Annotated in this window: 15 protein-coding genes; 12 read left to right on the top strand and 3 right to left on the bottom strand. The window is 73.2% G+C overall.

Annotated features, from left to right (window positions below; translation table 11 throughout):
- The first annotated feature begins 13 nt into the window (after positions 1-13).
- Genes BLV96_RS46420 through BLV96_RS46405 form a run of 4 tightly spaced genes read left to right on the top strand, consistent with a single transcriptional unit; the run spans position 14 to position 4,810 of the window.
- Positions 14-1,213 (top strand): zinc-dependent alcohol dehydrogenase, encoded by a 1,200-nt coding sequence (locus tag BLV96_RS46420; RefSeq protein ID WP_086675780.1) that lies wholly within the window; start codon positions 14-16, stop codon positions 1,211-1,213.
- Positions 1,210-1,719, top strand: coding sequence for a (2Fe-2S)-binding protein (locus BLV96_RS46415; protein WP_208608519.1), 510 nt, complete (start codon positions 1,210-1,212; stop codon positions 1,717-1,719). The genes BLV96_RS46420 and BLV96_RS46415 overlap by 4 nt, the downstream gene beginning before the upstream one ends.
- Positions 1,716-2,723 (top strand): FAD binding domain-containing protein, encoded by a 1,008-nt coding sequence (locus BLV96_RS46410; protein ID WP_086675779.1) that lies wholly within the window; start codon positions 1,716-1,718, stop codon positions 2,721-2,723. The genes BLV96_RS46415 and BLV96_RS46410 overlap by 4 nt, the downstream gene beginning before the upstream one ends.
- On the top strand, positions 2,720-4,810 hold the full coding sequence (locus tag BLV96_RS46405) for a xanthine dehydrogenase family protein molybdopterin-binding subunit (protein WP_086675778.1): 2,091 nt from the start codon (positions 2,720-2,722) through the stop codon (positions 4,808-4,810). The genes BLV96_RS46410 and BLV96_RS46405 overlap by 4 nt, the downstream gene beginning before the upstream one ends.
- Here BLV96_RS46405 and BLV96_RS46400 read toward each other — a convergent pair whose 3' ends face one another.
- From BLV96_RS46400 to larB, 3 genes are read right to left on the bottom strand one after another with little or no spacing between them, the layout of a single operon-like run.
- The gene (locus tag BLV96_RS46400; protein WP_086675777.1) at positions 4,811-5,281 is read right to left on the bottom strand and encodes a DUF4383 domain-containing protein; all 471 of its coding nucleotides are present in this window, start codon (positions 5,279-5,281) and stop codon (positions 4,811-4,813) included.
- A gap of 59 nt (positions 5,282-5,340) precedes the next feature.
- Entirely contained in the window at positions 5,341-6,522 is a 1,182-nt protein-coding gene (larC, locus tag BLV96_RS46395; protein ID WP_208608518.1) for a nickel pincer cofactor biosynthesis protein LarC, read from the bottom strand.
- On the bottom strand, positions 6,519-7,211 hold the full coding sequence (larB, locus tag BLV96_RS46390) for a nickel pincer cofactor biosynthesis protein LarB (protein WP_244180976.1): 693 nt from the start codon (positions 7,209-7,211) through the stop codon (positions 6,519-6,521). The genes larC and larB overlap by 4 nt, the downstream gene beginning before the upstream one ends.
- A gap of 195 nt (positions 7,212-7,406) precedes the next feature.
- On the opposite strand from larB, the gene larE reads away from it, so the two are divergent.
- From larE to BLV96_RS46350, 8 genes are all read left to right on the top strand, one after another.
- Positions 7,407-8,231 carry an ATP-dependent sacrificial sulfur transferase LarE gene (gene larE / locus BLV96_RS46385; RefSeq protein ID WP_086675775.1) on the top strand — a complete coding sequence of 275 codons (825 nt, stop codon included), beginning with the start codon at positions 7,407-7,409 and terminating at the stop codon, positions 8,229-8,231.
- Positions 8,232-8,496: 265 nt separating this feature from the next.
- Positions 8,497-10,311, top strand: coding sequence for an AfsR/SARP family transcriptional regulator (locus BLV96_RS46380; protein WP_086675774.1), 1,815 nt, complete (start codon positions 8,497-8,499; stop codon positions 10,309-10,311).
- Positions 10,312-10,515: 204 nt separating this feature from the next.
- Positions 10,516-12,180: a class I adenylate-forming enzyme family protein gene (locus BLV96_RS46375; protein ID WP_086675773.1), complete on the top strand. Its 1,665-nt coding sequence runs from the start codon at positions 10,516-10,518 to the stop codon at positions 12,178-12,180.
- Complete coding sequence (gene aroF, locus BLV96_RS46370; RefSeq protein ID WP_244180975.1) at positions 12,177-13,238, top strand: 3-deoxy-7-phosphoheptulonate synthase; 1,062 nt, start codon at positions 12,177-12,179, stop codon at positions 13,236-13,238. The genes BLV96_RS46375 and aroF overlap by 4 nt, the downstream gene beginning before the upstream one ends.
- 27 nt (positions 13,239-13,265) lie before the next feature.
- On the top strand, positions 13,266-15,191 hold the full coding sequence (locus BLV96_RS46365; protein WP_086675772.1) for an FAD/NAD(P)-binding protein: 1,926 nt from the start codon (positions 13,266-13,268) through the stop codon (positions 15,189-15,191).
- Positions 15,188-16,522 carry a lyase family protein gene (locus BLV96_RS46360; RefSeq protein ID WP_086675771.1) on the top strand — a complete coding sequence of 445 codons (1,335 nt, stop codon included), beginning with the start codon at positions 15,188-15,190 and terminating at the stop codon, positions 16,520-16,522. The genes BLV96_RS46365 and BLV96_RS46360 overlap by 4 nt, the downstream gene beginning before the upstream one ends.
- The gene (locus BLV96_RS46355; protein ID WP_086675770.1) at positions 16,519-17,607 is read left to right on the top strand and encodes a branched-chain amino acid aminotransferase; all 1,089 of its coding nucleotides are present in this window, start codon (positions 16,519-16,521) and stop codon (positions 17,605-17,607) included. Before BLV96_RS46360 ends, BLV96_RS46355 begins: the two co-directional genes overlap by 4 nt.
- The gene (locus BLV96_RS46350) at positions 17,604-18,200 is read left to right on the top strand and encodes a mycothiol-dependent nitroreductase Rv2466c family protein (protein ID WP_208608517.1); all 597 of its coding nucleotides are present in this window, start codon (positions 17,604-17,606) and stop codon (positions 18,198-18,200) included. Before BLV96_RS46355 ends, BLV96_RS46350 begins: the two co-directional genes overlap by 4 nt.
- Positions 18,201-18,202: the final 2 nt, after the last annotated feature.

The raw sequence follows: 18,202 nt of genomic DNA, 5'->3' as shown, positions 1-18,202 counted from the left end.
TCCGGAGGCGAACGTGAAGGCAGTGGTGTGGCACGACGTCGGGGACATCCGGCTGGACGAGGTGCCCGACCCGAAGATCCTGGAGCCGAGTGACGCCCTCATCCGGATCACCCGCAGCGCGATCTGCGGCACCGACCTGCACCTCGTGCGCGGGACGATGCCCGGGATGGTGCCGGGCACCGTGCTGGGCCACGAGGCCGTCGGCGTGGTCGAGGAGGTCGGCCCGGCCGTGCGCGGCTTCACCCCCGGTGACCGCGTGGTCGTGACGTCGACGATCGGGTGCGGGACCTGCTCGTACTGCCGGGCCGGGTACTTCGCCCAGTGCGACACGGCCAACCCGAACGGGCCGGGCGCCGGGACGTCGTTCTTCGGCGGCCCCGAGACCACCGGCCCGGTCGACGGGCTGCAAGCGGAGTACGCGCGGATCCCCTTCGCGATGACCACGCTCGTCCGGATCCCCGACAACGTCGCCGACGACCAGGCGATCTTCGTCTCCGACATCTTCCCGACCGCGTGGTTCGGCGCCCGCCTGGCCGAGGTCGGCGCGGGGGACAGCGTGCTCGTGCTGGGCGCCGGCGCGGTCGGGCAGTTCGCCATCGCGTCGGCCAAGCGCCAGGGCGCGGGCCGGGTGTTCGTCGTGGACGGCATCGCCTCCCGGCTGGACCTCGCCCGCGGCCAGAACGCCGAGACGGTCGACTTCAACGCCGAAGACCCGGTCGCCCTGGTCAAGGAGCTGACCGGCGGCATCGGCGTGGACCGGGTGATCGACGCGGTCGGCGTCGACGCCCAGCGTCCGGCCCGCGGGCCCGCCGCCGGACAGGGGGACGACCTGGAAGCGGAACGCGAGGTGGCCGCGCCGGACGCCGCTCCGGACGGCGACCAGTGGGTGCCCGGGAACGCGCCCAGCCTGGCCGCGCGCTGGGCCGTCGAGGCCGTGGCCAAGGCCGGGACGATCGGCGTGATCGGCGTCTACCCGCCGGGCTTCGACCGGTTCCCGTTCGGCCAGGCGATGAACAAGAACCTCACCGTCCACATGGGAAACTGCAACCACCGCCGGTACGTGCCGAAGCTGCTCGGGCTGGTCGCCTCCGGCGCGGTCGACCCGACGCCGTTCATCACCCAGCACGAAGAGCCCACGTCCGCGATCGACGCCTACCGGACGTTCGACCGCCGCGAGGAGGGCTGGCTCAAGACGGTCCTGGACGTCTCGTGACCACCGGGGTGGCGCTCGCCCTGACGGTCGACGGGACCGAGCGCCGGGTCGCGGTCGATCCGCGGCGGACGCTGCTCGACCTGCTGCGCGACCAGCTCGGTGTGTACAGCCCGAAGAAGGGCTGCGACCACGGCCAGTGCGGCGCCTGCACGGTACTGCTCGACGGCCGCCGCGTGCTCGCCTGCCTAGTCCTCGCCGTGACCTGCGAAGGCGCGGAGGTGACGACGGCCGCCGGCCTGGCGCCCGACGGCGAGCTGCACCCCGTGCAGCAGGCGTTCCTCGAGCACGACGGCTTCCAGTGCGGCTACTGCACCCCCGGCCAGATCTGTTCCGCCGCCGGGCTGCTGACCGAGTTCGCCGAGAGCGCGCCGAGTCACGTCACGGTCACCGATACTCCACAGTGGACGGACGAGGAGATCGCCGAGCGGATGAGCGGGAACCTCTGCCGCTGCGGGGCCTACGCCGGGATCGTGGCCGCTGTCCGGCAGGCGGGAGGGAACCGGTGAAACCCTTCGCGTACGCCAGGCCGGCCACGGCGGCCGAGGCGGTCGAAGCCGTCGCGGGTGATCCGGCGGCGGCGTTCCTGGGCGGCGGCACCAACCTCGTCGACCACCTGAAGCTCGGCATCACCGCACCCGGCCGGATCGTCGACGTCACGGCGTTGACGTCGACGGAGATCCGGGAAGACGACGACGGCGGCCTGGAGATCGGCGCCGGCGTGCGCAACAGCGACCTCGCGGCCGATCAGCGCGTGCGCAAGCGCTTCCCGGTGCTGGCCCAGGCCTTGCTGTCCGGCGCGTCGGCGCAGCTGCGGAACATGGCCACCACCGGCGGCAACCCGTTACAGCGCACACGGTGCCTGTACTTCCAGGACGTCACGACGCCGTGCACCAAGCGAAACCCGGGCGAGAGCTGCTCGGCGCTCGGCGGGGCCACCCGCCAGCACGCGATCCTCGGCGCGTCCGAGCACTGCGTCGCCACCCACCCGTCGGATCTGGCGGTGGCGCTGGCCGCGCTGGACGCCCGCGTGCACGTGCTCGGGCCGGAGGGCGAGCGGGAAATCCCGTTCACCGATCTCCACCGCCTGCCCGGCGACCGGCCGGACCGCGACACCGTGCTCGGTCACGGCGACCTGATCACCGCGATCACCGTCCCGGCGCTGCCGTGGGCCCGCCGGTCGGCCTACCGCAAGGTCCGCGACCGCGCGTCCTACGCGTTCGCGTTGGTCTCCGTCGCGGCCGCGGTGTCCATTGTGGATGACAAGGTCGAAGACGTCCGGGTCGCGCTCGGCGGCGTCGCGCACAAGCCGTGGCGCGCCCACCGCGCGGAGGAAGCACTGCGCGGTGAACGGCCGACCGAGGCGCTGTTCCGCGCGGCCGCCGAGGCCGAGCTGGCCGACGCCCGCCCGCTCGACGGGATCGACGGGGGAAACGCTTTCAAGATCCCGCTCGTCACCCGCACCCTGACCGCCGTCCTGCGTGACCTGACCGCCGAGGAGCCGGGCCGATGACCGAACTGCTGGAACCACGGGCCATCGGCCGTGCCCTCACCCGCCGCGACGGGCCGGCGAAGGTCACCGGCACCGCGCCGTACGCCTACGAGGCACCCGTCGAGCACGCGGCCTACTGCCACCCGGTGCAGGCGGCCATCGCCCGTGGCCGGTGCACGCGGGTCGGTACCGTCGAGGCCGAGTCACTCGAAGGCGTCCTGCGGGTGCTGACGCCGTTCACCGCCGAACGGCTGGCCGACACCGAGGACGCCGAGCTGGCCGTGCTGCAGGACCGGGAAGTCCCGTTCCGCGGCAGCGTGCTCGCCCTGGTGGTCGCCGAGAGCCCGGAGACCGCGCGGCAGGCCTCGGCCCTCGTCGAGATCGACTACGACCGCGACGAAGCCGAGGTCGAGCTGCGGGCCGACCGCGACGACCTGTACAAACCCGAGAAGGTCAACCCGTCGTTCCCGACGGACACCGACGAGGGTGACGTCGACACCGCCCTGCGGGAGTCCGAGGTGACCGTGGATCAGACGTACACGACGGCGATGTACCACAACAACCCGCTCGAACCGCACACCACGACGGCGCTCTGGGAAGACGACACGCTCACGCTGTGGGATTCCACGCAGGGCGTCCACCCGGTGCGCGGCACGGTCGCGAAGGTGTTCGGGCTGCCCGAAGAGCAGGTTCGGGTGATCTGCCCGTACGTCGGCGGCGGGTTCGGGTCGAAGGGCACCGCGCACGTCCACGTCGTCCTCGCGGCGCTGGCCGCGCGGGGCGTGCCGGGCCGACCGGTGAAGCTCGCGCTGACCCGGCAGCAGATGTTCAGTCTGGCCGGCTACCGCACGCCGACGATCCAGCGGATGCGCCTGGGCGCCGGCCGCGACGGGCGGCTGACGGTGCTGCGGCTGGACGTCGTCGAGCAGACGTCGCGGATCAAGGAGTTCGCGGAGCAGACCGCGCTGCCGGCGCGGATGATGTACGCCACGCCCAACCGGCGCACCAGCCACCGGCTCGCCGCGCTCGACGTGCCGGTGCCGTCGTGGATGCGCGCGCCGGGGGAGTGCCCCGGCATGTTCGGGCCCGAGGTGGCGATGGACGAACTCGCGTACGAGCTGGACCTGGACCCGGTCGAGCTGCGTGTCCGCAACGAACCCGAGCGCGACCCGGAGACCGGGAACCCGTTCTCCAGCCGCAACCTCGTCGAGTGCCTGCGCACCGGAGCCGACGAGTTCGGCTGGGCGGACCGGGATCCGCGGCCGGGTGTGCGCCGGGACGGGCGGTGGCTGGTCGGCACCGGCGTCGCCGCGTCGGTCTACCCGGCGCGACGGCAACCGGGCTCGGTCGCCGTGCTCCGGTTCGAAAACGGGCGCTACACCGCGGAGATCGGGGCCGCCGACCTCGGCACCGGCGCCTGGACGGTCCTCCCGCAGATCGCGGCGGACGCCCTCGGCGTGCCGGTCGAGGACGTCGACGTCCGCATCGGCGACACCGAGCAGCCGAAGGCGACGGTGGCCGGCGGCTCCACCGGGACGGCGTCGTGGGGCTCGACCCTGGTGGCGGCCGCCGAGGCGTTCCGCGACAAGTACGGCGACGACCCCGGCGACGGGGACGAGGTTTCGGCGGAGACGCCGGAAAACCCGGACGAGGACCGGTACGCGATGTACGCGTTCGGCGCGCAGTTCGCCGAGGCCCGCGTCGACGCCGACACCGGTGAGGTCCGGGTGGCGCGGCTGCACGGCACGTTCGCGGCGGGCCGGATCGTCAACCCGCGCACGGCCCGCTCGCAGTTCCTCGGCGGCATGACCATGGGCCTGTCCATGGCCCTGCACGAGCACAGCCTGCTCGACCCGCGGTTCGGCCACGTCGTCAACCACGACCTGGCGGAGTACCACATCGCGGCCAACGCGGACGTGCTCGACCTGAAGGCGGACTGGCTCGACGAGGTCGACCCGCACCTGAACCCCATGGGCAGCAAGGGGGTCGGCGAGATCGGCATCGTGGGGACGGCGGCGGCCGTGGCCAACGCCGTCTTCCACGCCACCGGTGTCCGGGTGCGCGACCTGCCGATCACCCTCGACAAGCTGCTGCCGGGACTGCCTTGATCAGTGCCCCTGGATCTCCGGTTCCGGGTACTCGCCGCGGCGGCGGTCGACGGCCGTCGTGGCGATGCCGAGCGCGATCATCGCGACGCCGAGGCCGAGGTGCAGCCAGTCGTCGGCGTCGTCGACCGGGATGAAGTTGGCCGGGGTGTCGTGGTTCATCGCCAGCCCGAACACGAAGAGCAGGACGTAGATCCCGCCGCCGATCATGAGGAAGGCCCGCGACCCGCCGTTGCTCCGCGCGGCCAGCACGCCGAGCACACCGAACAGCAGGTGGACCAGGTTGTGCAGCACGGAAACGGTGAACACGCCGAACAGCCGCGCCCCCGACTCGTGCCCGGCGAAGTGCAGGTCGCCGTAGCCGGCGGTGATCCCCGGCACGAACCCGAGCACCCCCACCACCAGGAACGCGATCCCGACCACCAGGGCCGCGGTTCGCGCCGTGCTCCGCCGCGACCGGATTTCCGTTGCCATGACACCTCCGCATGAGTGGGTAGCCGCGTGGCTACCCGGCGGGGGCGCGGACAAACGGCTCACGCCTCGACGGCCGCGCGCACCTCCTCCAGCACCCGGCGCAGCGGCTGCCCGGTGGCGTCCGCGGCGGCCTTGACCTCCTCGTACTCCGGCTGCGCGGTGACGACCGACCCGTTCAGGAAGCCGCGCTTCACACTCACCTCGTGCCCGCGGTAGTCGACGGTCACCCGGTCACGCGGCAGGGACCGCCGCTCGACGGGGGACAGCCGTACGCCCAGCGTCGACGTGTGGGCGAACACCGCCGCACAGACGCCGTCGACGCGGTCATCGGCTGACAGTGCCGTCAAGACCATGCCCGGGCGGCCCTTCGGCGCCGTCACCGGGGCGCACCACGCGTCCGCGGCACCCGCGCCGCGCAGAGCCGCCAGGACCTCGGGCCACAACCGGGGGTCGAGGTCGTCGACCGTCGTCTCGACGACGGTCATCTTCGCGCGCACCCACGCTCGTTCTTCCGAGGCCGCACCGACGACGACCCGGACGATGTTCGCGTGCCCGGGGGGATCGGCCGTGCCCGCGCCGACGCCGACCTTGACCGGTACGCACGCCGGCATCGGGCCGTAGGCGCCGGCCAGCGTGACCAGCAGGGCGGCGCCCGTGGGGGTGCACAGCTCCCGCGCCGCCGGGTGCGCGGCGACCGGCGCGCCCGCGTCGGTGAGCAGCGCGAGCACCGCGGGCGGCGGCACGGTCAGCCGGCCGTGCGCCGCGGACACCGTGCCGGCCCCGACGGCGATCGGCGAGACCGTCACGGTCGCGGCCAGCAGGCCGAGCGCGTCCAGGCCGACGGCGCACCCGACGATGTCGGCGATCGCGTCCAGCGCGCCGACTTCGTGGAAGTGCACGTGGTCGCGGCCGATGCCGTGCACGGCCGCTTCGGCGTCCGCCAGCCGGTCGAACACCTTGGTGGCAAAGGCTTTCACGGCGTCGGGCAGCGCGGCGGCGGAGATCAGGCCGAGGATCTCCGGGAGGTGCCGGGCGTGCCGCGTCTCGGGAGCGTCGACGACGACGTGCCGCGCCCGCAGGCCGTGGCGCCGCACCACCTGTTCGGTCAGCCGGATGCCGTCGACGCCCAGCCCGGCCAGGCCTTCGGTGATCGCGTCGAAGTCCGCGCCCGCGTCGACCAGCGCCGCGAGCAGCATGTCGCCGGCGCAGCCGTTGCCCGCGTCGATCCACGCGACCGTCACGGCGCCACCGACTGCCGGGCGACGCGGGCCGCGGCGACGCCCGCGCCGAAGCCGTTGTCGATGTTGACCGTCACCACGCCGGGGGCGCAGCTGTTCAACATGGTCAGGAACGCGGTCAGGCCCTCGAGGTGCCAGCCGTAGCCGACGCTCGTCGGCACCGCGATCAGCGGCTTCCCGCACAGTCCACCGAGGACGGTCGGCAGCGCGGCCTCCATGCCGGCGATCGCCACGACGGCGTCGGCCGCCGCGATCCGGTCGCGTTCGGCCAGCAGCCGGTGCAGCCCGGCCACGCCGACGTCGACCACGAGGTCCGGCTCCGCGCCGAAGACCGCGACCGTCGTGGCGCACTCCCGCGCGACCGGCAGGTCCGACGTCCCGGCGCACACGACGGCCACCGTGCCGCGCGGCGGCGGTACGGTTCCGAGCGTCACCGTCCGGCCGGCGTCGTCGATGTCCGCGCCGGGCAAGCGATCCCGGCACAGGGCGCGCGCCTCTTCGCCGACGCGGGTGGCGAGCACCGCGCGGCCGGGATGGGCCTCGTGCAGCCGCGCGAGCGCCGCCGCGATCTGCTCCGGCGTCTTCCCCGCGCCGAACACCACTTCCGGGTCGCCGGTCCGGGCGGCCCGGTCGAGGTCCAATCGCGCAAAGCCCAGATCGGCGGTCGCCGCCGTAACCCCAGTCGATACCACCTTCGACACGTTAGCCTTCTCGCGCGTCGTATGTAAACTGCTCCCGGGGGATAGCGCACGAATACGGCAATGGGTTGACTGGGTGGACCCGCCGCGATCGACTTACCGCACGCAACACGCCTCGAGCGGAGGACAAGTGCTGTTCTTTTGCCGAAATACGCGCACCGTGACCGCGCCACCAGCGGGGTCGCCGTAATGGAGACCGGAATCGAAGACCGCCTGCTCGCCCGGGTCCGGGAGCTCGGCGCCGTCGCCGTCGCGTTCTCCGGCGGGGTCGACTCGGCGCTCGTGCTGGCCGCGGCCGCGCGGGCGCTGCCCGGCGACCGCGTGCTGGCCGCGATCGCCGACTCGCCGAGCCTCGCACGGGCGGAACTCGCTGCGGCGCGGGGGATCGCGGCCGGCCTCGGCGTCGAGCTCGCCGAGGTCGCGACCGGTGAGCTCGCCGTTCCCGGGTACCGGGACAACGCCGGCGACCGCTGCTACTTCTGCAAGCGCACGGTGCTGGACGCGATCGGCGCGCTCGCGCTGCGGCGCGGGTTCGCGCACGTGGCGACCGGCACGCACGCCGACGACCACCGCGCCCTGCACCGCCCCGGCCTGCGCGCGGCCCGCGAGCTGCGCGTCGTCGAGCCGCTGGCCGCGGCGGGGCTGGGAAAAGCCGAGGTCAGGGCGCTCGCGGCCGCGTGGTCGCTGCCCGTGGCGGACAAGCCGTCGACACCTTGCCTGGCCTCACGTATCTCCGTGGGGGTGCCCGTCTCTTTAGGAAGGTTGGGGTTGGTGGAACGCGCCGAGATCGCGGTGGGCGCGCGGCTGGCCGAGGCGGGGATCCGCCCTCGGGACCTGCGCGTCCGCTTGCTCGGCCGGGGATTCCGGGTGGAGGTGGATGGCCCTGCGCACGTGGCTGTCGCAACGCGGCCGGGGCTCGCCGCGGCCGTGGTCGGCGAGCTCGCCGGCCTCGGGCTGACCGGCCCCGGTGAGGTCGGCGCCTACCGGGCCCCCGCACTCGCGCCACCGCCGTAGGCATTCGCCCGCGCGGTGATTTGTGCCGTCACCGAACGGGCTATGAAAAAACCACACACCGAACCCGCCGCTATCGTGTCGGACATATTCGTCGGCCAATTGCGACGATTCGTGTACGGACCGAGTCGATCATTCCCGGCGGTACCGTGGCGAAAACACCCTGTCGGTTGTTCCGTCCTGCCGAGCGCATTTCTCGGCTATGTTTCCCGAGTTCGGCGGTGACCGCTGCGAACGGTAGCCGCCCGCGTACGGTGGGGAGGATCGCATGTACTTCGAGTTGCTCGGCACCCTGCGGGTCCAGCGTGACGGGGAGCGGGTGGACCTCGGCGGTCTGCGCCAGCAGCGGCTGCTGGTGATGCTGCTGCTGAGCGTGAACAAGGTCGTCGGCGCCGACCGGCTGCTGGAGGCCATGTGGGACGGTGAGCCGCCGGTGACCGCGCGAAGACAGCTGCACAACGCGGTCGCCGCGCTGAGACGCAGCTTCGGGGCGGCCAAGCACCTCGTGGTCAAGGACGGTCCCGGCTACCGGATCACCGCCGACCCCCAGGACGTCGACGCGCACCGGTTCACCGCGCTGGTCGGGTCGGCCTCGGCGGCGGCCGCGGCCGGGCGGGCCACCGCGGCCGTCGAGCACCTGGAGGCGGCGCTCGCGCTGTGGAACGGCCCCGCACTGTCCGGGTTGAACAGCCCGGTGTTCGAGATCGTCGCCGCGCGGTTCGAGGAGAACCGGTTGACCGCGACCGAACGGCTCATCGGGCTGCGCCTGGACGCCGGCGAGGCGTCGTCGCTCGTCCCGCAGCTCGGCGAGCTCGTCTCGCGGCACCCGCTGCGCGAGGAGACCCGCAAGCTGCTGATGCTGGCGCTGCACCGGTGCGGCCGGACGGCCGACGCGCTCAACGCCTACGAACAGGGCCGGCGGATGCTGCGCGACGAGCTGGGCGTCGACCCGGGGGCGAGCATCCGCGAGCTGTACGAACGGATCCTGCGCGACGACCCGCCGAAGCGGCGGCCGGCCGAGCCCGCGGCCGGCCGCTCGTTCCTGCCCTACGACACCGCGCACTTCACCGGCCGCGCCGAGGAGCTGCGGTTCCTGGCCGGCAGCCGGCCCGCCGGGACCGCGTTGAGCATCCTGGCCGTCGACGGGATGGCCGGGTCCGGCAAGACGACGCTGGCGGTCCGGCTCGCCCACCAGCTCGCGCACCGGTACCCCGAGGGCCACCTCTACATCGACCTGCACGGGCACACCGCCGACCAGGCGCCGCTCGAACCGGACGCGGCGCTGGAGCGGCTGCTGCTGGACTTCGGGCTCCCGCCGTCCCGGATCCCCCGCGACGCCCGGCAGCGCGCGGCCCGCTGGCGCGCGGAGGTCGCCGAGCGGCGCGTCCTGGTGGTGCTGGACAACGCGCTCGACGCGCGGCAGGTCCGCCCGCTGCTGCCCGGCACGGGCAAGGCGCAGGTGATCATCACCAGCCGCCGTCGCCTGGCGGGGCTCGACGGGGTGACGTCCCGCTCCCTGGACGTCTTCCCGTCGTCGGACGCGGCCGCGCTGTTCACCCGGATCGCCGGCCCGGAGCGGACCGCCGCCCGGCCGGACGCGGTCGCGGAGATCGTGGCGCTGTGCGGGAACCTGCCGCTGGCGATCACGATCGCCGCGTGCCGCTTCCACAACCGGCCCGCGTGGTCCTTGGAGGACTTGGCGTTCCGCTTGCGCGACCGCGGGCAGCGGCTGTCCGAGCTGAGCCTGGAGGACCGGAGTGTGGTGTCGCGCTTCGAGGTGTCGTACGAGCGGTTGACGGCTGCGCAGCGCCGGCTGTTCCGGGCGCTGGGGGCGTTCGCCGGCGAGGAGTTCGACGCGACCGACGCGGCGCTGCTGGTGAACCAGCCGGGGCCGGCGGTCGAGCGGGTGCTGGAGGAGCTGTTCGACGCGCACGTGCTGCGGCAGCGGACGGCGGGGCGGTACCACTTCCACGCCCTGGTCCGGGAACACGCCCGGGCGAAGGGGGAGGAGCACGAGGCGCTGCTGTCGACGTTCGGCCGGGCGCTGCCCTCGGTCGGCGAGCTGGAGTGCAGCCTCGGCTGATCCCGGTCCACCGGAGAACCCCGCGCGAGCCGCGGGGTTTTTCTGTCCTTCTGTGACAACTCGGGCACGCACCGCAAACCCTTGCCGCGCAATGCATCCGCCCCGATGCAGGGCCGATGCACCGGCAAGGCCGCGCCGATGGCCGGGCCCGGCATCCTCGGTACCAGGAGCAAAAGCCGCGGTCCCGCAGCAGAAAGTGATGCCATGGAGTTCACGCACAAGACCGTCCTGAGCCCCGAGCTGCGTGCCCGGGTGCTCGCCGATCCGAGCATCGGCGGGGGAAACCTGCTGCCCGCGATGCTCGAGCTCAACCCCTTCCCGGACGAGCCCTTCATCCACTCGCTGACGCCGATCCCCTACACCGACGGCGGCACCAAGCACCGGTTCAGCCTGCGGGACCTCGACCACCTCGTGCAGAGCTGGTCGGTCTGGTACCTGGAGCGGGGCGTCCGCCCGCACGACCGGGTCGCGGTCTTCCCGCCGGACTCCATCCAGTACTTCCTGCACCTCTCGGCGCTCGCGCAGATCGGCGCGATCTCCATGCTGATCAACAGCAACGCGAAGCGGGACAGCGCCGTCGCCCTGATCGAGCGCAGCGGGGCCACCGGCCTCTACACCGACGCCGAACGCCTCGCCCGGATCGCCCCGGACCTCGACCGGCTGAACCTGAAGTGGGTCCACACCGACCAGACCGGTCCGCCGCCGGCCGTCCTGCCGGACGCCGCCCGGTTCCGCCACCACCCGGACGACCCCGTCGGTCTCATGCACTCCTCCGGCACCACCGGCCTGCCCAAGCCCGTGATCCACACGCACAAGACCATTTTGGACGGTCCGAAGTGGCGTGCGGTGAACTACCAGGAAGAGCCGGACGCGCTCATCCTCAACACGCTTCCGCAGTCGCACCAAGGATGTGTGTCGTTCAACGCCTACGCCGTGCTGGGCGGCCAGCCGATGGTCGTGCACCGCGACGTCTCCGGCGCCGAACTCGCCGACGCCGTCGAGGAGCACCAGCCGACGATGGTGATGGCCTTCGGGCACGCCTACCCGGAGCTCGCCGCAATCGAGACGCCGCCGGGCGCGCTCGACTCGGTCAACATCTGGGTGTCCATGGCGGACGCCATCCACGAGCGGCACCTGAAGAACATCCTCGGCCGCCGGTCGCCCGAACGGCCGCCGGCCGCGTTCCTGGACCGGCTCGGCACCACCGAACTCGGCTGGGGCGTGCTCATGCAGCCGCGCACCCTCGCGACCGAGCGCAACGACCGCTGCGTCGGCAAGTCGGTCGGCTTCGCCGAAGTCGCCATCGTGCGGGAGAACGGCACGCTCGCCGAGCCCTACGAGTACGGCTTCCTCGGCGCGAAACCGCCGTCGATGACCGTGGGCTACTGGGGCAACCAGGACACCTACTACCGCAGCAAGCTCGCCGGCTACTGGCTGACCGGGGACGTCGCCTACCGCGACGAAGAGGGCAACTTCTACCAGGTCGACCGCGCGGTCGACGTCGTGCACACCGCCGACGGCCCCGGTTACTCGGTGCTGATGGAGGAACTGATCCTCAACGAGGTCGCCGGCGTCGAGGACTGCACCGTCGTCGCCGGCGGTTACGGCGGCGAAAAGGTGGCCGTGGCCGTCGTGACCGGCCGGGACGTGGACGCCGAGAAGGTGCTGTTCGCGGCCAACGAAGCCCTGCGCGCCAACGGGAAACCCGAGCTGTCGGTCGTCGAGGTCGCCACCGGCGACGAGGACTTCCCGCTCGGCGTGACCGGGAAGTCGCTCAAGCGGTTCCTGCGCGACAAGTACAAGGACCTCGCCGTCCACGTCCGGGACCGCCGGGGCAAAACCCTCGCGACGAGCGACGCGCTCGCGTGACCAGAGAAGAGACGATCGCCGTGACCCACCAAGACCAACTGCTCGTGTTCGACGAGACCGTGACCCGCGCCCGGGTCGACGGCTGGCTGCGGTACCTGGAGTCCGCCGGCTCACCGACGCAGGTGTACCGCCTCGGCGCGAGCCACGTCCTCCCGGTGTCCGGAGTGGACAACGCCGATCTGCTCGCCGCGGCGGCCGACCTGCCGTCGCCCACCCGGCGCGTACCGCGGGGCGGCGAGGCGTGGCTGGGCCGCCGGGAGCTGCGTCCGGCCGGGACCGAGGTCGCCCTCGGCTCCACGACGATCGGGGACGGCTCGGTCGCGGTGATCGCCGGCCCGTGCGCGGTCGAGACGCCGGAGCAGATGCTGGCCACGGCGGAGATCGTGGCCGAGCACGGCGCCGTCGCGTTGCGCGGCGGGGTCTTCAAGCCGCGGACGTCACCGCATTCGTTCCAGGGCCTCGGCTTCTCGGGCCTGGAGCTGCTCGTCGAGGCGCGGAAGCGGACCGGCCTGCCGTTCGTCACCGAGGTCGTCGACGCGGAGCACGTCAAGCGGCTGGCCGAGGTCGTCGACGGCTTCCAGATCGGCGCGCGGAACATGCAGAACTTCGCGCTGCTGAGCGCGGTGGGCCAGAGCGGCCTGCCGGTGGTGCTCAAACGCGGGTTCGGCTGCACCGTCGAGGAGACCCTCGCGGCCGGGGAGTACCTGCTGCTGGAGGGCAACGACCAGGTGGTGCTGTGCGAACGCGGCATCCGCACGTTCGAGCCGTCCGCGCGGTTCACCCTCGACCTGACGGCGGTGGCGCTGTGGAAGCAGCGCACCCACCTGCCGGTGATCGTCGACCCGAGCCACTCGGGCGGGCGGCCGGAACTGGTCGAGCCGCTGTCGCTCGCCGCGGTCGCGGCCGGGGCGGACGCGCTGCTGATCGACGTCCACGTCCAGCCGGAACAGGCGCTGTGCGACGCCAAGCAGGCGTTGCGGCCGGAGCAGTTCGCCGGGCTGATGACCCGGCTGGCCGGCGCCGCGGCGGGCTTGGGCCGCACCTTGCAAAGACGCTGACCGAAACCAGTACGGGAGTGGGAGACAGTGTTCGGGGAGACGTCGGAGATCGCCGTGGTCGGGCTCGGCCCACGCGGGCTGTCGGTCGCGGAACGGCTGAGCGCCAACGCACGCGCGCTCGTGCCGCGGGGCCAGCGGCTCGTCGTGCACCTCGTCGACCCGCGGCTGGCCGACGGCGGCCAGGTGTGGCGCAGCACGCAGGACCGCCTGCTGCTGATGAACACCGTCGCCTCGCAGGTGACGATGTTCGTCGACGACACCGTCGACTGCGCCGGCCCGGTCGTGCGCGGCCCGAGCCTGTACGAGTGGGCGCGGTCGATCGCCCTGCTCGGCAGCCCGGACGTGCCGGACGCCGTCCGCGCCGAAGCCGAGGGGCTGGGGCCGGACGACTACCCGTCGCGGGCGTTCTACGGCAGCTACCTGCGGTGGACGCGGCGGCGGATCACGCGGACCGCGCCGCCGTCGCTCGCGTTCGTGGCGCACCAGGCGCGCGCGGTCGACGTCCGGGACACCGGCGGCGGCCGGCAGGACGTCGTGCTCGACGACGGCACGACCATCGGCGGGCTGGCCGCCGTCGTGCTCGCGCTGGGCCACCAGCCGCACGAGCTCGGCCCGGCCGAGGCGGGCCTGAGCCGGTACGCCGACCGGCACGGCCTGCGGTACGTGCCGCCGGGCAACCCGGCCGACGCGTCGCTCGACGACGTGCCGGCGGGGGAGCCGGTGCTGCTGCGCGGGATGGGCTTGAACTTCTTCGACCACCTGGCCCTGCTCACCCTCGGCCGCGGCGGCGAGTTCGTCCGCGAGCCGGGCGGCGCGCTGGCGTACGTGCCGTCCGGACGGGAACCGCGGCTGGTCGCCGGCTCGCGGCGCGGCGTCCCGTACCAGGCCCGCGCCCGCAACGAAAAGGGTGCGTCCGGACGGCACGAACCGCGGTTCCTCACCACGTCGGTGATCGAGCGGCTGCGGGCCGGTGCCGACTTCCGCCGGGACGTCTGGCCGCTGATCGATCAGGAGGTCCGGACGGTCTTCTACGCGGCCGTGGTGCGGGAGCGGGGATGCGCGTGCGACGCCGAGGAGTTCACCGAAGCCTTCGGGGCGGCCGGGCCCGCGGAAGTGCCCGCGGATCCCTTGGCGGTGCGGGAAACCGAGGCCCAGCGGATCGTGCTGGCCAAGTTCGGCGTCGAGCGGACGTGGGACTGGAGAGGGGTCGCGGCGCCGTACTCGGCCGCCGACCTCGCTTCGACGGCGACGTTCCGCGCTTGGCTGCGGTCCTATGTGGACACGGAGCTGGCCGAGGCGCAGCAGGGCAACGTGACCGGCCCGCTCAAGGCGGCCACGGACGTCCTGCGCGACCTGCGCAACGAGATCCGGCTGGTCGTCGACCACGGCGGCATCTCCGGCGCGTCCTACCGCGACGACCTGCGGCGCTGGTACATGCCGCTCAACGCGTACCTGTCGATCGGGCCGCCCGCCGAACGCGTCGAGCAGTTCGGCGCGCTGCTGGACGCGGGCGTGCTCGAAGTGCTCGGTCCCGACCTGCGGATCGAGGCGGCCGGCGGCCGGTTCGCCGCGCGGTCGGCCGCGTGCCCCGATGTCACGGTCCACGCGAAGACGCTGATCGAGGCCCGCCTGCCGGACACCGACCTGCGGCGCACGACGGACCCGTTGCTGCGCGCGCTGCTGGCGCGTGGGGAATGCCGGCCGTACCGCATCGAGGAGTTCGAGACGGGCGGCCTCGCGGTGACGCGCCGGCCGTACCACGTCCTGGACGCGGCCGGCCGGCCCCACGTGAGCCGCTTCGCGTTCGGCGTGCCGACGGAAGCGGTGCACTGGGTGACGGCGGCCGGCATCCGGCCCGGCGTCAACTCGGTGATCCTCGGCGACGCGGACGCGATCGCGCGTTCGTGCCTGCGGATCGCCGCCGAACGAGACGACCTGGGGAGGACCGCGTGAGCGAGCTGCTCGCCCCCGCGTGGGCCGGGACCGGCGCCGGCGCGCTCGTCGCCGACCACGCCCTGCTGACCGCGATGCTCGACACCGAAGCCGCGCTGGCCGAGGCGCAAGCCGAACTCGGCGTGCTCCCCGAAACCGCGGCCAAGGCCATCCGGGCCGTGCGCGCCGAAGATCTCGACAGCCAGGCCATCGCCGCCGGGGTGCGCGAGACCGCGAACCCCGTGGTCGCGTTCGTCGCCGGGCTCACCGCCGCGGTCGACCCGGCCGCCGCCGAGTACGTCCACCGCGGCAGCACCAGCCAGGACATCCTCGACACCGCCCTGATGCTGCTCTGCGCGACCACCCTCGACCGCGTGGAACGCGATCTGCTGGCGACCGCCGCGAGCCTGGCGGACCACGTCCGGACCCACCGGGACACGCCGATGGCCGGGCGCACCCTGACCCAGCACGCCGTGCCGGTCACCTTCGGGCTCAAGGCGGCGACCTGGCTGCACCTCGTCCTCGACGCCGTCGAGCGGGTGCGCCGGGTGAAACCGCCGGTCTCGCTCGGCGGCGCGGCCGGAACCCTCGCCGCCTACGAGGAGTACGCGGCCGACGGCAATGCGGCACTTTCACGTGAAAGTGCCGCCTCGGTGCTGCCCGACCGGGTGGCGGAAAAGCTCGGCCTGGCCCCGCAAGTACTGCCCTGGCACGGGATCCGCACGCCGATCGCCGACGTCGCCTCGGCACTGCTGGTCACCACGGGCGCGCTCGGCAAGATCGCCGCGGACGTCCTCGTGCTGGCACGCACCGAGATCGGCGAGGTCACCGAGGAACGCGCGCCCGGCCGTGGCGCGTCTTCGGCGATGCCGCAGAAGCACAACCCGGTCTTCGCGACGCTCGTGGCGACCGCGGCCCGGCAGCTGCCGCCGCTCGCCGTCGTCCTCTTCGGCTCGATGACCGCCGAGGACGAACGCTCCTCCGGTGGCTGGCACGCCGAGTGGCAGCCGCTGCGGGACGCCTTGCGGATCGCCGCCGGGGCAGCCGCCAACGGTGTCCGGCTGGCCGAGACGCTGCGGGTGCACCCGGAGGCGATGGCGGCGAACCTGCGGCTGACGCGGGGCGCGATCGTGTCCGAACGCGTCAACGCCGTCCTCGCCCCGAAGCTGGGCAAGGCCGCGGCCAAGCGCCTGCTGACCGAAGCGACCGCCGAGGCCGAGCGGACCGGCGCGGACCTGGCCGGCCTGCTCGACGTTTCCCCCGGCCTGCTGGACCCGGCGGGCTACACCGGACTGTCCGGCCCGCTGGCCGACCGGGCCCTGGCCCGCTTCGAACGCGAGGAGCGACGATGACGACCCTGGACTTCGCCCACGAGCGGACCGACCCGATGCCCGCCGAGCAACGCGAAGAGTTCCTGCGCATGCCGGGCTTCGGTTCGCTCTACTCCGATCACATGGTCACCGCCCGGTGGACCGCCGACCGCGGCTGGCACGACGCCCGCAGCCGACCGCTCGCCGCGTTCACGCTGCACCCGGCCACCATGGCGTTCCACTACGGACAGACGATCTTCGAGGGGCTGAAAGCGTTCTGGCGGCCCGATGGCCGACACGTCCTCTTCCGGCCGCGCGACCACGCCGCCCGGTTCGCGCGGTCGGCCCGCCGGATGGCGATGCCCGAACTGCCGGAGACGGACTTCCTCGCCGCCGTGACGGCGTTGCTGTGCATCGACGGCGACTGGGTGCCGCGGGCCCGCGGCCACAGCTTCTACCTGCGGCCGTTCATGATCGCGAGCGAGACGCACCTGTCGAACCGGCCCGCCGAGGAGTACCTGTTCGCGGTCATCGGCAGCCCCGCCCGGCCGGCCGCGGCGGAACCGGCGCCGATCCGGCTGTGGGCGTCGCCGGAGTACGTCCGCGCGGCCGACGGCGGCACCGGCACGATCAAGTGCGGCGGCAACTACGGCGGGTCGTACGTCGCGCAGCGGGAAGCCGCCGCGCACGGCTGTCACCAGGTCGTCTGGCTGGACGCGCGCGAACGCCGGTACGTCGAGGAAGTGGGCGGCTCCAACCTGTTCTTCGTCGAGGGCGACCGGCTCGTGACACCCCCGCTGAGCGAAACGCTGCTGGCCGGCGTCACCCGCGACTCGATCCTCCGGCTGGCCGGGCGGCTCGGGCTGGCGGTCGCCGAAGAGCCGGTCACCCTCGAAGACTGGGAACGCGGCTGCCGGTCCGGGCGCATCACGGAGACGTTCGCGTGCGGCACGGCCCGCGCGCTGGCCCCGGTCGGGCACGCGGTCACGCCGGCGGGCGAGTGGGCGATCGGCGACGGCACCACGGGCCCGGTCACCCGCCGCCTGCTGAACACGCTGCTGGACATCCAGTACGGCGAGACCCCCGACGAGTTCGGCTGGCTGCACACCCCGGAGAGGACCCCGTGAAGATCGACTTCTACTTCGACCCGGCCTGCCCGTTCGCCTGGATCACCTCGCGGTGGATCCTCGAGGTCGAACGGCACCGCGAAGTCACCCTGCGGTTCCGCGTGATGAGCCTCGGCGTGCTCAACGAAGACCGCGAGATCGAGCCGTGGTACCGCGAGTTCTGCGACCGCTCGTGGGGGCCCGTCCGGGTGTGCGTCGCCGCCGCGCATCAGCACGGCGAGGACGTCCTGCGCGACCTCTACACCGCGCTCGGCAGCCGGATCCACAATGGACGGAACAAGGACTTCCCCGACGTCGTCGCGCAAGCGCTGGCGGAGGTCGGCCTGCCGGCCGGGCTGATCGACGCGATGGAGAGCACCGAGTACGACGAAGCCCTCCGCAAGAGCCACGCCGAAGCGCTGGCCCCGGTCGGCGCGGACCTCGGCACCCCGGCCATCCACGTCGACGGCTCCGGCTTCTTCGGTCCCGTGCTCAACGCCATCCCGCGCGGGCAGGACGCGGCCGACCTCTTCGACGGCGTGGTCGCGCTCTCGCGCAACCCGCACTTCTTCGAGCTGAAGCGCGCCCGGACGCCGGGCCTGGACTACGAGTGAGG

It is taken from the genome of Amycolatopsis pretoriensis (assembly GCF_900107925.1).
GTDB lineage: Bacteria > Actinomycetota > Actinomycetes > Mycobacteriales > Pseudonocardiaceae > Amycolatopsis > Amycolatopsis pretoriensis.
The sequence above is the reverse complement of the archived record's forward strand: the minus strand, read 5'-3'. Positions and strand labels throughout refer to the sequence as shown.

Coding starts and splice junctions, on each gene's coding strand:
- BLV96_RS46405 (WP_086675778.1), top strand. CDS start 2,720: ATGACCGAACTGCTGGAACCACGGGCCATCGGCCGTGCCCTCACCCGC.
- BLV96_RS46400 (WP_086675777.1), bottom strand. CDS start 5,281: ATGGCAACGGAAATCCGGTCGCGGCGGAGCACGGCGCGAACCGCGGCC.
- larE (WP_086675775.1), top strand. CDS start 7,407: ATGGAGACCGGAATCGAAGACCGCCTGCTCGCCCGGGTCCGGGAGCTC.
- BLV96_RS46380 (WP_086675774.1), top strand. CDS start 8,497: ATGTACTTCGAGTTGCTCGGCACCCTGCGGGTCCAGCGTGACGGGGAG.
- BLV96_RS46375 (WP_086675773.1), top strand. CDS start 10,516: ATGGAGTTCACGCACAAGACCGTCCTGAGCCCCGAGCTGCGTGCCCGG.
- BLV96_RS46355 (WP_086675770.1), top strand. CDS start 16,519: ATGACGACCCTGGACTTCGCCCACGAGCGGACCGACCCGATGCCCGCC.